Annotated in this window: 15 protein-coding genes, 2 tRNA genes and 1 riboswitch; of the genes, 8 read left to right on the top strand and 9 right to left on the bottom strand. The window is 43.1% G+C overall.

The window, feature by feature from the left end; genetic code table 11:
• Positions 1-5: 5 nt before the first annotated feature.
• The 3 genes from ICE88_RS08120 to ICE88_RS08110 all read right to left on the bottom strand — a co-directional run bounded on the left by ICE88_RS08120 (position 6) and on the right by ICE88_RS08110 (position 3,764).
• Positions 6-2,393, bottom strand: coding sequence for a DUF748 domain-containing protein (locus tag ICE88_RS08120; protein ID WP_216251533.1), 2,388 nt, complete (start codon positions 2,391-2,393; stop codon positions 6-8).
• Between the two features lie 56 nt (positions 2,394-2,449).
• Positions 2,450-2,890: a hypothetical protein gene (locus ICE88_RS08115; protein ID WP_216251528.1), complete on the bottom strand. Its 441-nt coding sequence runs from the start codon at positions 2,888-2,890 to the stop codon at positions 2,450-2,452.
• Between the two features lie 433 nt (positions 2,891-3,323).
• Positions 3,324-3,764 carry a Rieske 2Fe-2S domain-containing protein gene (locus tag ICE88_RS08110; RefSeq protein WP_216251526.1) on the bottom strand — a complete coding sequence of 147 codons (441 nt, stop codon included), beginning with the start codon at positions 3,762-3,764 and terminating at the stop codon, positions 3,324-3,326.
• A 98-nt stretch (positions 3,765-3,862) separates the two neighbouring features.
• On the opposite strand from ICE88_RS08110, the gene ICE88_RS08105 reads away from it, so the two are divergent.
• From ICE88_RS08105 to ICE88_RS08090, 4 genes are all read left to right on the top strand, one after another.
• The gene (locus tag ICE88_RS08105; protein ID WP_216251524.1) at positions 3,863-4,678 is read left to right on the top strand and encodes an NUDIX domain-containing protein; all 816 of its coding nucleotides are present in this window, start codon (positions 3,863-3,865) and stop codon (positions 4,676-4,678) included.
• A 14-nt stretch (positions 4,679-4,692) separates the two neighbouring features.
• Entirely contained in the window at positions 4,693-5,271 is a 579-nt protein-coding gene (pnuC, locus tag ICE88_RS08100; protein ID WP_216251522.1) for a nicotinamide riboside transporter PnuC, read from the top strand.
• Entirely contained in the window at positions 5,268-5,852 is a 585-nt protein-coding gene (locus ICE88_RS08095; protein WP_216251521.1) for an AAA family ATPase, read from the top strand. Before pnuC ends, ICE88_RS08095 begins: the two co-directional genes overlap by 4 nt.
• 22 nt (positions 5,853-5,874) lie before the next feature.
• A riboswitch (TPP riboswitch) is annotated at positions 5,875-5,972 on the top strand.
• A gap of 36 nt (positions 5,973-6,008) precedes the next feature.
• A complete protein-coding gene (locus ICE88_RS08090; RefSeq protein ID WP_216251519.1) occupies positions 6,009-8,201 on the top strand; it encodes a TonB-dependent siderophore receptor in 2,193 nt (730 codons plus the stop codon).
• A 12-nt stretch (positions 8,202-8,213) separates the two neighbouring features.
• On the opposite strand, the gene ICE88_RS08085 is transcribed toward ICE88_RS08090, so the two are convergent.
• Complete coding sequence (locus tag ICE88_RS08085; RefSeq protein WP_216251517.1) at positions 8,214-8,639, bottom strand: GNAT family N-acetyltransferase; 426 nt, start codon at positions 8,637-8,639, stop codon at positions 8,214-8,216.
• 132 nt (positions 8,640-8,771) lie between these two features.
• Here ICE88_RS08085 and ICE88_RS08080 point away from each other — a divergent pair.
• Positions 8,772-8,847: transfer RNA gene (locus ICE88_RS08080), tRNA-Asn, on the top strand.
• A 144-nt stretch (positions 8,848-8,991) separates the two neighbouring features.
• Positions 8,992-9,585 (top strand): hypothetical protein, encoded by a 594-nt coding sequence (locus tag ICE88_RS08075; RefSeq protein WP_216251514.1) that lies wholly within the window; start codon positions 8,992-8,994, stop codon positions 9,583-9,585.
• Positions 9,586-9,707: 122 nt separating this feature from the next.
• On the opposite strand, the gene ICE88_RS08070 is transcribed toward ICE88_RS08075, so the two are convergent.
• Genes ICE88_RS08070 through ICE88_RS08055 form a run of 4 tightly spaced genes read right to left on the bottom strand, consistent with a single transcriptional unit; the run spans position 9,708 to position 13,049 of the window.
• On the bottom strand, positions 9,708-10,247 hold the full coding sequence (locus ICE88_RS08070) for a hypothetical protein (protein ID WP_216251510.1): 540 nt from the start codon (positions 10,245-10,247) through the stop codon (positions 9,708-9,710).
• Positions 10,248-10,282: 35 nt separating this feature from the next.
• Entirely contained in the window at positions 10,283-11,671 is a 1,389-nt protein-coding gene (locus tag ICE88_RS08065) for an efflux transporter outer membrane subunit (protein WP_216251507.1), read from the bottom strand.
• 23 nt (positions 11,672-11,694) lie between these two features.
• Positions 11,695-12,651, bottom strand: a complete 957-nt coding sequence (locus tag ICE88_RS08060; protein ID WP_216251504.1) for an HlyD family secretion protein — start codon at positions 12,649-12,651, stop codon at positions 11,695-11,697.
• Between the two features lie 2 nt (positions 12,652-12,653).
• Entirely contained in the window at positions 12,654-13,049 is a 396-nt protein-coding gene (locus ICE88_RS08055) for a DUF3302 domain-containing protein (protein WP_216251501.1), read from the bottom strand.
• A gap of 240 nt (positions 13,050-13,289) precedes the next feature.
• Between ICE88_RS08055 and ICE88_RS08050 the strand changes: the two genes are divergently transcribed.
• Positions 13,290-13,373, top strand: a tRNA-Leu gene (locus ICE88_RS08050).
• Positions 13,374-13,431: 58 nt separating this feature from the next.
• On the opposite strand, the gene ICE88_RS08045 is transcribed toward ICE88_RS08050, so the two are convergent.
• A complete protein-coding gene (locus tag ICE88_RS08045; protein WP_216251498.1) occupies positions 13,432-14,367 on the bottom strand; it encodes a 3-hydroxyacyl-CoA dehydrogenase family protein in 936 nt (311 codons plus the stop codon).
• Between the two features lie 265 nt (positions 14,368-14,632).
• On the opposite strand from ICE88_RS08045, the gene ICE88_RS08040 reads away from it, so the two are divergent.
• The gene (locus ICE88_RS08040) at positions 14,633-15,580 is read left to right on the top strand and encodes a TAXI family TRAP transporter solute-binding subunit (protein ID WP_216251495.1); all 948 of its coding nucleotides are present in this window, start codon (positions 14,633-14,635) and stop codon (positions 15,578-15,580) included.

Genomic DNA, 15,580 nt, shown 5'->3' with positions numbered 1-15,580 from the left:
GGATGTTATTTAGTGATCAAAGAGATGCCCATCGGAATGCCTGAATCTTCAGCCTTCACTTCCTGAACTTTACCAATCCTGACTCGGTCTTTCATCTCTGATGAGTTTTTCAAGAAAGCATCTTTCGCATTGTTTGCACGAGCATTCGCCAAAGCTGTCAAACGGGCTTCATTGATGTTTTGCGCTTGAATCAATTCTTTGCGCAAGGTTTCCCAGCGTTCCGGTGTGTTTGGCAATCTAATTAATTGCTGAGCCAGTTTGATGCGCCCCACTTGAGATCCATACGCAGACTTGAGACCACTTTGAATGCGAGGATCCGACAAACTTGGATTAGGTAAAGGCTCGGTGTCTTTTAACTTGAACCCAGCTGCCAATAAGATGGCACGATCGGCATTGACCCTGGCCAATTCTTGACGATCGATTTGTGGATCATAAGTGCCATAGAACTCGACAACCGCATTGGCTTTTTTCTCAAGCAGTTTGGCTACTTTTTCTAATTTTTCTTGCTCCGGAGGCGTGATCACACTTTCACCAGGAGCGGTGTAAATGCCATCCAAGCCCTCTTCGCCCAGCAATGAAGCCAACGCTCTGAATGGAGCGGTGACGATACTGGATAGGACATTGCGCAGAGCCTGCCAAAATAAATGCCCCATGCTGAATTCTGGTGAATCGACACTGCCTCTGATCGGAATATTCACATCAATCATGCCATCTGAGTCTTCTAAGACCGCAATGGCCAAACCAATCGGTAATTTCACACCTTTGAAATCAGGGACCTCTTCACCCAATTTAATTTTGCGAATCACAAAACGGTTTTTACCCAGCAGTTGACCTTCTTTAGCGGTATAGCGCAAATCCACATCGATGCGACCCTCATCAATTTGATAGCCAGCAAAGCTCATCGCATAAGGATTGATGCTATGAAGTGGGACGTTCTTAAAGCTCAAAGAGACATCTGAGTTTCTTCTTGGATCTTCAAAGGCGGCCTGTCCTCTGGCACGCAAGCTACCGCTTTTATCAACAGCGCCATCTAAAGCAATGGTGGCATATTGCCCAGGCACATTGCTGACACCCAATAATGAGCCATTGAGATTATTGATATTTGTCTTAAAGCCAGATTTGATGGATGCATCCGAGAAATACATCCTGCCTTGATTGACTTTGACGGCCTTGATGTCAACTTCAAAGGCTGGCTTGCCCGAAGGCTTGCCAACTGGCGATGTCTTTGGCGTCTTTGTTACAGGCGCCACGGCTTGATGTTTCATGAACAAGCGGCGGAAGTTACTGAAATTATCCTCGCCAATCGAGAACCTGGCCAATGGCTGAGTTAAGACCAATTCTTGGATGCTGAACTTTTTTTGCTCTTTCTCTAGAAAATCAAGTTCAAATTTTGAGAAATACGCTTTTTTCCAGCTGAGCAATGGGTCTTTTTCTTTGGTTTCATAGATCGCCAACTCTGCAAAATCCAAATCACCCAAAATCGCCCAACCGCGAGGGTTGGTTTTAAGTTTTAGTTCTGCACTGACCGATCCTTTTTGCGTGACCAACTTTTCATTGGCTGGTAGCAAGGCAACAAAGGGAGCCAAAGGAAGATCTTTGAATGAAATACTGCCATCAAGATCTGCTTTTTTTAAGTCATAGCTGAGATGACTGGTCAGCGTTGAATCTTCAATACTCAATTTGATTTTTAGATCAATTTTTTCTTGAGCAACCATGTCGAAATGCCCTCCAACTCCCAGACTTGAAAGTTTGAGGCGATTAGCTGAACCTGGTATGGCCAGATCCACATTCTTTAAGTTCAAAAGGTAGTCGCTTTGAACACCCCGCACACCGCTTGGCGCGTAGTTGGCAAATTCTTTGGCTTGGAATTGAACATCCTTCAAGACATAGTCTGTATTTTTGATGCTGTCTTTGATGGCCATTTGACTATTGTTGAGCGCAAACTGGTCAATCTCAATTTTTAAAGTAGATGGCTTGGCATCCGGCTTCTTTAGTGCCTGAATGAATTCAAGAAAATTCCATTGCGCCACACCCTGTTTGTTCAAAGAACGGTGTAGATATATTTGAGCTCCATCAATCTTGACCTCTGATAGGTGCACACGAGCAATCAAGAGATGAATCAGTTCAGCATTGACAGTCAAATGCTGAATTTTGAGTAGTGGATTTTTATCTTCTGAGTCTTTAGAGAGCTTTAGACCATGAATATCAACTTTGAGATTCCATGGTGAAACATCAATGCCTTCGTAGCTGATGTGATGACCAATGCTTTGGCCATAGTTATGAACAGCTTTTTTTACCAGTCCAGGTAAAAAAACTGCTAAGCCAATCCAGAAAGCCACCATCGAGGCAATGACAATTGCCCCAATCCGGATAAGTAACTTTTGATGTTTCATTACCCAATAATAAATTGACTTAGCGTCTTTGGGATGAATGTTTTGAAACTTCTGCCTTATTTAGTGACTGGAGGAATCACCGTACTCCTAGGAGCTACTGTCAACATCACATTGGCTTTTCCACCAAAGCCGCCTTCTTCGATTTCAATGGTGGCAGTTCTGTCTTTTTTGATGAATACCAAGATACTGCTTTTAGATTTGGTTGAAGAAACCAAGGTCCAGCCTGATTTTTGGAATTGATCTCTAAAGAATGTGAAGGTTTCATTGGCATTTTGCGCTGAGATGATCGCTACTCGGCCAGCCCAACCATCGCCGCTACCCAGAATCAATGAGTTTTCGTTGTTGATGCGTGCGCCACCCGGCATAGGCATGTCGCCAAGTAATTTTGACTGAATATCCTGAACTGATTCACCATCAGCATTCTGTAGCTGGGTGGTGCTACATGCACTCAAGCCCAAAGTAATGGTGATGATGGAGCTGATGAGTAGTTTATTCATGGCAAGCCTTCTTCAATTTCATAATTTTCTGCAATTAGGATAAGGATACACCCAGTCACTGAAATATTTGATTGATTTAATCGTGACATTTCATAACAGCAATTTTTACTGATTGAATCTTTGAAATACTTGAAGGAAATTGAAAGTGTGCTAGCTGAATTTCTCTTGAGTACCGCAAATCCGACTCATCAATTATTTATTTCAAAATTTCACTGAAAAAATAATTTCTTCTTTGATGTCAATAGGTGAAAAAATTTATTTTTCAAAAAATTTTTCACAACTTATCCACAGTTTGTGTGGACTACTTGTTCGCAAAATTCAAAAAGTCCTTATTTGATAATGGTTGAGCTGGGCTGCTTAAAAATTAGGCAGCAATGAATATGCTCAAGCTTGATTAATACTTTTTGTAATGAGACTGTAATAAATAGTTTTCTTAATTCGCTTGACAAAGATAAATCTCGCCAGCCTTCTCTTCAATTTGCAATTTAATCAAACGTGATCCATGCGGACATGGCCCAGAAATACATTCACCAGTATCGGGTAAATATTGAGCATCATGCGATGCACAAATGATGGCTGTTTTGTCATTGGTGAAGAATTGTCCTGGTTGCCAATCGAGTTCCATGGCCACATGAGCACAACGATTCAAATAAGCGTGTGCCTGACCATCAAAACGAATCACAAAAGCAGGCAAGGTTTCATCAACACGGTGGTCAATCGATCCAACCATGCCTGCAATGTCTGAAGTTCTGACCATGAAACGAAAGCCTTCTTCTTGATCTTGGATTCGATCACTGGAACAGATGCGATGACCTGCCTGAATCAGAGGTTCAAAGTCATCGTCAGGGGTGTTGGTCTGGTCGGATGAGGACATGTGCGGGCTTTCAGAAAATAGTCATTAATGATTGGTTAATTTCGGCTGGATGACGTGCTTTAGCAGATAATCTAATAATATTAAGAAATATTGTAGACATGTCACCAATTTCAGCAACTACCAAAGCAGCTTTAGAAGAGCTTTTAGAGACTGCACTAAGACCAGCGCCAGCTGATTGGCTTGGGATTCGTTTCCGTGGCCAAATGATTGGCTATATCCAGCCTGACTATATCGCCAGCATCAAGTCCTATATCGACAGTACCGAGACCCCTGCTTTGGCCCTTTTCGGCGAGCATTTGCATTTAGAGAATCTAACTCCTTATTTATTGAGTCAAGAACTTCAAGATTTGGCTGAGTTTTTAAAGAAACAAGGTTTGGCTCCTGGGTGGCGTGATGAATCCTTCTCTTGGTTAGATGATCATGGCCATGAGCGCTTCAGAATGGAACGTGCCATCTTTAGATCGCTAGGTTTTCATAGTCGGGCATGTCATATCAACGGTTACACCGCTCATCAAGAGATGTTTTTGGGCATGCGCAGCTCCAATAAGGCGACCGACCCCAATATGTTGGATAACTTGGCGGCTGGCGGCATCAGTGCCGATGAAACCTTGCAACAATGCGTGATCCGTGAGTTGTGGGAAGAAGCCGGTGTTCCAACTGAGATAGCTCGCTTAGCTGAACCAGTGGGTCACATTCATGTGCGTCGCGTGGTAGAACCCAAAGGCCTGCATGATGAGAGCCTGTATACCTATGACTTGTTATTGCCTGATGATTTTTCACCAAAGAATAATGATGGTGAAGTCTCAGGTTTTATCAAAGTTCCGTACGCACAAGCGGCAGATTTGATTTTAGAAGGTGCTTTAACGCCTGATGCTGCTGCCGTTGCTGCAGATTTCCTTTTAAGAAAATCCTAAGTCTTTAAGAAGCCATGGAGATCATTGCTTTCACGCTGTCTCTGATATGTGTGGCTCTCAATGCCTATGGCCATATTTTTACTTGGCCTTTGATGATTGCCAGTTCTGCTGCTTACGCCTGGGTGTTTCAAGACGCAAAACTGTTTGGTGATGCATGGTTACAGGGTGTTTTTATCCTTTTAGCGATTTATGCCTGGAAAACCTGGTCAAAAAGTACTCAGCCTGAAGGTACAAACAACAGTTCAAGTAGTTCATTTAAGAAAATGCCGCGCAGTTGGCCTTTGATTGGCAGTCTTTGCTGGTCGGGATTATTTTTGATCATTCATTACCTGTTGGTGAACCACACCAGCTCAGATGTGCCACTCATCGATGCATTTTTAACGGCCGGTAGTTTGTTGGCCACTTATATGAGCGCGCAAAAGTGGTTGGAGAATTGGTTGGTGTGGATTTTTGTGAACAGTCTTTATATTGCTTTGTACATTTATAAAGATTTGCATTTGACCGCCCTGCTGTATGGTCTTTTGATTGTCCTTGCAGTCCTTGGCTGGTTACAGTGGTCCAAGAAAATCAAGCAGAGTGAGCCAACAGCATGACAGATGTCTTAAGAATCGCCATCGTAGGTGCTGAGTGCAGCGGCAAAACAAGCCTGGCTCAAAGTTTGGCCAATGCTTTTTCCAAAGAATATCCCAGCGCCTATGTTCCAGAGTACTTAAGACTGTTTGTCGATCAAGAAAATAGAACCCCAAGACCAGATGAGCAAGTAGGTATTGCACAAGAGCAGCAATCTTTAGAGCGCACACTTGCCAATGACCTAATCAAGCAACACAACAACCCAGAGTTTGTTTTACTTTTTTGCGACACCACACCTTTGATGACTTGTATCTACAGTGAGGTGGTCTTTGGGGGTTCGAACCCGGACCTGTTTAAGATTGCTCAGGGTCATGACTATGATTTAACGATCTTTACTCAAATAGATTTTCCATGGCAAGAGGATGGCCTGCAAAGAGATGGGCCGGTAGCCCAGACCAAGGTTCATTTCAGGGTCAAAGCCCGCCTAGAAGAGCTGCAAATACCTTATGAATCAGCCTTTGGGCATCCAGAGCTACGATTAAAAAAGACCCAAGATAGTGTCAGGGCTTTATTAGCAAAGCGCAAAGCTCAAAAATCCATATAATCACAGTTATCTAGTTGTTTTAGATATTAGCTCGGGGTCCTGCATCTTTGATGTGGGTGAGAAATACCCGTTGAACCTGATCTCGATAATGCGAGCGCAGGGAAGCGTCCAAACCGCATCCCCAACTCGCCATCGTTTATATAAGGAGTACTGACGATGGCTTATACGCCAAAACTGAACCACATTGCAGGTGCATGTGCCCTGCTCTTTTGTATCAACTCACAAACATTTGCTCAATCTGAGACGCAGTTATCACCGGTGGTGGTGACTGGAGAAAAAGGCACTGGTTATGTTGCCAAAGGTGCCATGATTGGTGGACCTGGTGGAACTGAAGAAGTTGAATTAAAAGATGCGCCGGCGTCTATTTCAGTGATTAGCAGAGATTTGCTGGATGACCGACAAGTAAAACTTATTTCTGAAGCTGTTCGAACTGATGCGTCGGTTGGTGATTATTACGCCACCTTGGGTTATTACGAAAACTTATCCATCAGGGGATTCTCTCTAGATCCAGCTACCAGCTACCGCATGAACGGTATGTCACTGACCGGTGAACAAAACTTTGCCTTTGAAAATAAAGAACGTGTCGAAATCCTCAAAGGTGTGAGTGCCATGCAAGCTGGTGCTTCATCACCAGGCGGCATCATCAACTTCGTGACAAAAAGACCCAAAGATGTGATGTCTGCCACAGTTGGAACTGGTGAACGCGGCACAGAATATATGGCCGCAGACTTTGGTACATTTTTAAATAAAGAAAAATCATTGGGCATACGTATCAACGCAGCCCATGAAAATATGAAGCCATTTGTTAAGAATGCAAAAGGGAAACGTGAGTTTGTCAGCCTTGCTGTTGACGCCAAATTAAGTAATAAAACTTTGGCCCAATTCGATGTTGAATATCAAGACAGGAGCCAAATTGGCGTTTCTGGTTTGATGTTGTTGGGAAATGCAACAGATGGTAGCAATGCACGAGTACCAACAGGTATACCTGCAGATATTCAGTTAAACAGATATAGCTGGGTTTTACCGACTGAAATTAAGTCACTCAATACAGGCTTAAAGATAGATCATGAGTTAAATGACAACAATAGAATTTTCTTCCATTTGAGTCGCAGTGAAGTCAAGATCAATGACCGTCAAGCTTATCCACTGCCTTTGGCAGGTGGCACTTTTGGCCCCACTGGAGATTTTGTGGTGTCAGACTTTAGAAGCGAAAATGAACTGCGTAGAAATGATCAAGTGCAAATGGGTTTGAGCAGTAAATTCAATTCTGGCTCGATTGAACATAATTTGAAATATGGGGTTTCATTACTTCAACGAAGCATTTATCAAGGGCAAGCAAGATTTGATTACGACTATGCCAATTTGTTGCCCAGAGATAATATTTACTCATTAAATGCTTCTATTTCACCGGGATCAAGTGAGCTTGGTCCTCAGAAGAAGACGCTTGACCACCAACAAAATAGCTTTTTCATTCAAGATAATATGAAGTTGAATGAAAAAATTAATCTTTACCTAAGTACAAGATTTATTGAATTGAGCGATAAATCATTCTCAACTTCTGGTGCATCGCTTGGAGAATTTAAGAAGAACTATTTACTTCCAAGCATTGGCGCAACATACAAGTTAAATAGTAAAACAACTAACTACATAAGCTATAGCGAGGGTGTTGAATCAGGAACTAAACCGATTGAAACTAGTTTCGTAAACGCCAACCCACTTAAACCTAGAAAAACTGACCAAATTGAAATTGGAACAAGATTCAGCCCGACCAATGACTCTTTAATTTCTGCCACATTATTTAGAGCATCTAGACCCAATGAATATGCTGGCCAGTACATTAGTAGCGGAAGTAATGCGGGTAAATATGCTGAAATTAAACAAGATGGTGATGTAGTTCATACAGGCTTTGAGTTGTCCTATGCTCAAAAGTTAACTAAGCGCCTAAGTTTGACTTCGAGTGCCATGTATTTGGAAGCGAAACAGGAAGGCGCCAGCACCTCAAGCATGAACGGCTCACAAGCGGTTGGTATTCCAAACTGGCGCGCTGTGATGTTTGCAGATTACCAATTACCGCAAGTTGAAAACATGAGCGTTCAAGGTGGCTGGACTTATGTTTCCAGCAAACCAGTGACTCTCGATGACTCACTGAGCGTTCCTGGATATCATAAGTTTGATGCTGGCTTGAGATATGTAGATAAGGTTGGTAAATCAAAAGCTACTTACCGAGTATTTGTTGAAAATATCTTCGACAAGTTCTACTGGCGTGATGTGAGTCAGACTTATGGTTCAAATACTCTCTATCCAGGCATTCCTAGAATCTTTAGAGCAACCGCTACTTTTGACTTTTAATCTCTAGCAGTTTTAGAGGATGAGCCGCATTTCTACGTGAGGGATGCCGGCCTCATCGAAGATGGGGCCGTGAGGCTCAAAGTCTTCTTTGGCGTAGAAAGCAATCGCATGAACTTGGGCGTGCAAGAGACATTCTTGTGCGCCCTTTTCTTTTGCGGTTTGGATCAACTCATTCAAGATACTTTTACCTATGCCCTGGTTTCTTCTCGATGACTGAACAGCCATGCGTCCTATTTTGGCAATTCGGTCATGCATGATTAATCGCCCTGTTCCAATCGTTTGATTATCTGCAGTGACAATCGCATGCCAAGCAATCTCATCAAACTCATCCCACTCCATGTCCTCAGGAACTTTTTGCTCGATCACAAAGACTTGGTAACGCAAAGGTTTCACCAAACTTTGCGCCTCAGCCCAACTTGTTATCGATAATTCAATCATCAGTTTAGAAAATAAATAAGTTAATCATATACATAGGATAAAGCCCCGGAAGCAATATGTTTCAAGGCATATTAGACCAAAGCCATGACGAATTTGGCATCTAATAAAAATCAGGCTATAATCTTGGTCTATTCCTCGATAGCTCAGTCGGTAGAGCGCCGGACTGTTAATCCGTAGGTCCCTGGTTCGAGCCCAGGTCGAGGAGCCAAATAAGAAAGCCTCTGAATTTTTGATTCAGAGGCTTTTTTCTTACCATCACCTCTAACATTCAATAGCCATAGAGCTCATTCATAAAGAGGGTTTAAGGTGTTACATTTGAAGAACATTTCAAATAAATCTCTTAGGAAGCTCCATGACCGCACAAAAAATCAGCTTAAGCCTATTAACAGCTTCTCTTCTTGGCCTTTCTTCAATCGCCATGGCTCAATATGACTACCCAGCAGATCCTGTGGTCGCAGGAGCAATTGCCGGAGAACGCGGTCAAATTTATAGCGGCATCGTGACAAAGATTGATACGAAAAATCGTGTTGTGACGTTCAAAAGCAAAGAAGGTGAATTAGACATCGTTGCAGGCCCAGAGGTGAAGAATTTCGCCCAGATCAAAGTTGGCGATCGTCTAGATGTTCAATATGCATTGGCTGTGGCGATTGAGTTAGTTAAAACGAAGAATAATGATGTGCGCGGTCGTGAAGTGATATCAGATACTCAGACAGCGCCAGCCGGTAATAAGCCTGGTATGGTCAAAACCAATATTGTTAAAACAACAGCCAGCGTTGTAGCGATTGATCAAAAGAAACAGATCGTGTCACTCAAAGGTCCTAAAGGCAATGTGGTGAATGTGAAGGTTCAGAACCCAGCCCTCTTAAAAGGCATCACCACCAATGATCAAGTGTATGTAACTTATGCTGAAGCAGTGGCCGCAGTGGTGAGTACCCCTAAGAAGTAACTCAAAGAGCTCCAGAAACTCTTTCTGAGCTTTCTACTGTTGTAATGAAAAATGCCTCTGAATCTCAGAGGCATTTTTTCTTGTGATTTTCTCTTTTTTACTTATCTTGTTCAGCTTGTTTTTTACTTACCCAAAAAGATGTCTTTGAACTCTTTTTCACCCACGGCTTTTTGAACCGTGAAGTAGGTCAAGTAGTGAACGATGATCAACCAGTAAATGAAGGCAATCATGATCAGGTTTTTGGGCTTGGCATGACCAAACTCTAAAACGCCTTCTAGGAATGGCTTGCCATGCAGCAAGTAACCTTCGATACCAAGAGCATTGGCATGGAGAATCATGACTAAGACCACATAGATCAAAGAATGGCCGATCAAAGCCCAGAAAATCGGCTTGGCCTTATGAACTTTAATCGGCAATATCATTTCAACAGTGATCAAGAATTTACCCACAAACGCTGCTTTGATGAGAGCCACTGTGATCGAGAACATGCTGTCCGCACCATCAACCCCAAAGTGCAACATTTGCGATTGGTTATACAAGCCAATGGCATAGAACCAAATGGTGAAGTAGCCTGTGGCAATAAGAAACTTCTTAGTTTCATGAAGCAAGCCATGTTTCATTTTTTCCCAACGGGACATTGTTTCTATTGATGGTGTACTCACGTTTGACTCCTAAATCTAATAATTACTGGTGGCTTTTAAATGGCTGGGCCACCCAAAGATAAATATAAATTAATTCGTTGCATTAAAACTTCTAACTGACCTTGCTGCTCATTAGATTGAGCAGTGTTGGTTCGTATTTTTTGTTGCAGAACTTGACGTTGATCGATGCGACCAATGACAAATTCAGCATCTGTGCTTTTTTGAATGTTTTGCTGCAATTGATAAATCTGATTTAGTTCTGCATAGCGTGCACGCCAAGATTGCTCACCTGATAAAGCAGACTCAACTTCTCTGAAGGCATTTAGTCCAACTTTGGCATAGGTGGCAAAAGCTTGTTCAAGCTCAGCTTGTTTTGATTCAACTCTTGCTGCCAATGCACCGCCAGTGAAAATCGGTAAAGTAACTCCAACTCCAGTGCTGGGGTTTGATGAATCTGTTTTAAGCACAAATACTTCACTGCTGATTCTGCCAAAGCCGGCAGTCAAACTGATTTTAGGCAAGCGCGTGGCTTCTGCTTCTTTGACATTGAATCTTGCTGCATCAACTCTGGCAGCTGCGGCCACAATATCAGGACGTCTTTCTAATAGATCTGAAGGCACACCCGTGTTGATGGCAGATGGGCTTTGAGGCAAGCTTTGATTTTTGAGTGGCGTGCCAACGGGGTAACGACCCACCAAGACATCCAGGGTTTTTAGATTTTGTTGACTGGCGTTCTTTAAATTGAAAGCCAACTCTTTGGCTTGAGCAAGATTGATTTCTGCATTAAGGATGTCTTGCTTGGAAGCAGCGCCAATTTTTTCGCGTTGCTTCACATGCTCCAAGATTTTTTCTTGATGCTGAGCTGATTCATTAGCAATTTGGGCTTGCATGTTAAGTACTCGAGCAGACCACAATGTTTTGGCTAAATTAGCCATGAACGATAACTTGGCTGATTCTTGATCTGCGGCAATGGCTCTGGCATTTTGTTCGGCATTGGCATAGCTTGCTCTAACGCGACCCCAGAGATCAATCTCCCAGTTGGCTCCAACGTAATAACCAGATGTGCCGGTTCCATCCAAACCCATTTTTGAACCTGTTTTAGCTTGCACACCAACATTCGGGTAAAAAGATCCGCCCACAGCCTTCATCATTGCTTCTGCTTGATCCAGTCGTGCAGCGTAAATTCTGAAATCAGGAGCTGACTGAATCGCAAGCTTTGCCAGTTCTGATAATTCAGCGTCATTGAATGAGTCTACCCACGCAATACTTTGAAGTGAAGCTTGCTGATTCGCTGCTTGATTCATTACCTGATTACCGGCTTTATATTGTGCAGGCAGCTGTTGGCCAGGCAATGCACGCTCTAATAGCTCAGATTTTTTGATGGGCTCACCAATGGAACAAGCGCTCAAAGCAAACACGAGGCCAAGAGACAGGTACTTGCTCATAGAGATTTTCTCAAGCGATCTCATCAATGCAATTTCGGAACGATGTAGTTGAGCTTGCTGTAAACGCGCAACATGACTTTTCTAACAAAATGTAAAAAGCTCATATTGTCTGTGTAGATGGCACCATGACCAATGGCACCAGCAGCGATCAATTCTGTATGACTACCCTCTTCAAGGATCAACTTCACAGGGAAACGATTAGGAACAGCTGGTCTCATACCTGTTTGAGGTAAATCGCCATTGGCATTCACTTGACCCTGACGTTGAGCCCAAATCACGCTTTCAACTTTGGCTTTGTAAATTTGGCCAGGATTGGTTGGCACATAAAACTCTGCTTCATGTCCTGGCTTGATTTGATGAAGTTCATTTTGATGGAACAACATGAATACTTGTGGGTCATCTTCAAGAAAGCTCATCGCAGCACGCAATGGTGTTGGCACCAAGAAAACTCCTGGACGCAGTTGAGCATTAATCACTGTGCCGTTGTTCGGTGCACGGACAATCGTTTGCTCAAGCTCCCAATAAGAGTTGTCAGCCTTTTCTTTTAATTCATCGTAATCAGCTTCTGCTTTTTCAAGATCAAAGCGATTGCCAGAGCCTGTTTTGACCAAAGCACGGTTTTCTTCCACGCGTTTTTTCGCCAGCTTGAGTCTGGCATTCAACGCATTGACTGAAGCTTGATAAGGCTCAGGGTCGATCTTGAATAAAACATCACCCTTTTTGACGCGTTGATTATCAGTCACACCCACTTCAATCACACGTCCTTTGACTTGAGGAATGATGGGGATCTCATGACGAGTCACCCTGACATCAGAGCTGCTTGGGGCAAAGATGTTCATGAGCAAAATCATGATTAATACAAATACAACAGGCGTCACAAACACAATGATCTTGGCGCGCTTGTTCCATGGGTAGAGTTTGCGTTTGAAAAATACCCACCAAACAACCAAGGCATAAACAACGATGATGATTTCTAACATGTCTATTCCTTAGCGCCGTTTGAGAGAGATTTCTTTTCTGCTTCTGCAAGCGACTGCACTTGCTCTTTTGATAAAGGCACAATGGTTGGCTTCAGGTGAGCCCAGACAAATGCGATTGGCCAAAACAATCCACCTGAAAAACGTGACACCATGCACATCGCATGAATCGCTTCTTTTTGGGGATGCTGACGTTTTTCAGCAATCTTGCTTGGTAAATAATGAATCTGCCAGTAGGCGATGCCAAGAACGATTGGAATGATGATGATCGCTATCCAAGAGAAGATATCCGCCAAGGTGTCGACAAAACCAGCGGCACAAGCATGTCCAGAAATGACACCCATCACTCCAAATAGAGCAATTTTTGAGACATTTTTAATTGGTGCTGACGGTGTAGGCATACAAAACTCTCGGACTCAATGAACAGTCAATAATTCTAAAAATATCAGAATTAACAGATAGTTATCTAAATTCGTATGATAGAAATATATCAGGCAATCGCACATTAGCCCTATAGCTAATGCTCTATTTATATGACCTAACGGGAAATCACCACCCGGGCTTTAAATTTACGAAAATTTCAAGTAGAATGATGGGCTTAGCTGAAGTGTGATGAGAGCTTTCTCATGCGCCTAAGCCATGCCCTGGTGGTGGAATGGTAGACACGCCGGTCTTAGAAGCCGGTGCCGAGAGGCGTGAGAGTTCGAGTCTCTCCTGGGGCACCAAATCAAAAAGCTTGTTTCTTTGTAAAGAGAAACAAGCTTTTTTCATTTTGAGTTGCTTTTATCGGCAGATGTCTTCAATGTCCTTCTGAATGATCTTCAGCCCTGCTTTGAGAATCGTGTCGTAACGATTGCGCTCCACCTTGATGGTCTCTGGCGTCCAAGAATAAAAACCTTGTGAGGTCTTCATACCGTAATGATTGTTTTTGACCCTGTCCGTCAAACACTTGGCCGGCGTTGCATCATTGCACAAGGATGGGTAAATGCTGGCGCCTGCTGCCGTATGGATCTCAACACCGGCATGATCACGTTGCATCACAGGGCCTGCTGCTAAATACCTGAACCCAAAGCCAAATCGAACGGCGTTATCAATGTCTTCTGGAGTGGCAATGCCTTGATCAATCATCGAGAAAGCTTCGCGAGACATGGCATGCTGCAATCGATTGGCCAAGAAACCCGGCAAGTCTTTATTGACTCTTACCGGCACCATCAAACAACGCGTCATGATCTGGAATAAATCATCCATCACTGCTTGACTGGTTTTCTCACCTTTGATGACTTCAACACAAGGAACCAAATGAGCTGGCATGAAGAAATGCAAACCAATCATGCGGCTGGTGGTTGATAAGCCTTCTGCAATTTGGCTGATCGGAAAGCTGGAACTGTTGCTTGCCAAGATAGTATGAGCTGGTGCCAATTGATCTAACTGCTTAAAAAGCTCTTGTTTGAGCGGTAATTTCTCCGGGATACATTCCACCACCAAATCAACACTTGGCCATGCGACATCACTCAGACCGGCATGAACTGTCACCGGTTGATTTGGTTTGGCATATCCGAGTTCTTTGATTTGAAATTCAAGGTACTGAGGTAAAAAAGCTCGGCGCTCTGCACCAGCCTCAATAATTTCTACAGAATATCCGCCTCTTAAAAAAACAAGAGCCACATCGGCACCCATGGTGCCGCCACCCACGATCACTACTTTTTTACTTGTTGTCATGTTTGCCTCGGTTGATATTTTTTTATTTAATTCTTTTGTATAACTACTTATGAATTTTGCATCTGAAATGTAAACCAGTTTGAAGCATTTTTCAGAGATATTTATGACCGAGAACTTGCTCTCAAATAGTGCATTTTCTTATTTAAAAGCAATTGACTAGTGATAACCCTAGGTAATCCCAAAAACATGGAGCAAAAAGAAAAAAATAGTGCTAAATTTTCAGAACGGTATTAAATACTTTTTGAATAACAAACCGGAGACAAGAATGAAAATTGCAAAACTATTGGCTGTACTTCTATTCAGCTCGGCCGGCATTGCGAGCGCACAAAATATTTCTGTTGGTACTGGCGGTACAGGTGGCGTTTACTACCCAATGGGTGGCGGTTTAGCTTCTGTACTTTCTAAGCATGTACCTGGTATGCAAGCAACAGCAGAAGTGACTGGTGGTTCAGTTGATAACATCAACTTGATCGGCACTGGCAAACCATACGTTGGCTTCTCAATGGCTGATGCTGCTAAGGATGCTCTTGAAGGTAAAGACAAGTTCGTCAACAAAAAAGTTGAACTTCGCACTTTATTGGTTCTCTATCCTAATCGCATGCACGTTGTGACCACTGAAGCAACTGGCATCAAATCAATGAAAGACCTCAAAGGCAAGCGCATCAGCACAGGTTCACCTGGTAGCGCCACTGAAGTGATGGCTTTCCGCTTGATCGAAGCTGCTGGCATGGACAAAGACAAAGATGTGAAGCGTGAGCGTTTAAGCGCTGCTGAATCAGTGAATGCCATGAAAGACCGCAAGATTGATGCGTTCTTCTGGGTAGGTGGTTTACCAACAGCTGCGGTTACTGACTTGGCCAATACTCCAGGCACAAAGATTGTGATGATTGATAACGCTGCTGAAGTAGCTGCCATGAATAAAAAATATGGCAACCTTTACTATGCAGACACAATCGCTAAGAGCGTTTATGCAGGTATGGCCAAAGACAATCAAGTATCAGCTGTAGCGAATATTTTGGTTGCAAGTGCTTCAATGCCTGATGAACAGGCTTACAAGATTGTGAAAGCTATCTTTGATCATCAAAAAGAGTTGATCGCTACTCATACTGAATATTCAAGCATCACCATTGGTGCTCAGAAGCCAGGCAATAGCTCTGTACCGTTCCACCCAGGTGCGATCAAGTACTTGAAAGAACGCGGCGCAAAGTTCTAA

This window comes from Polynucleobacter sp. AM-26B4 (assembly GCF_018882285.1).
Lineage (GTDB): Bacteria > Pseudomonadota > Gammaproteobacteria > Burkholderiales > Burkholderiaceae > Polynucleobacter.
The sequence above is the reverse complement of the archived record's forward strand: the minus strand, read 5'-3'. Positions and strand labels throughout refer to the sequence as shown.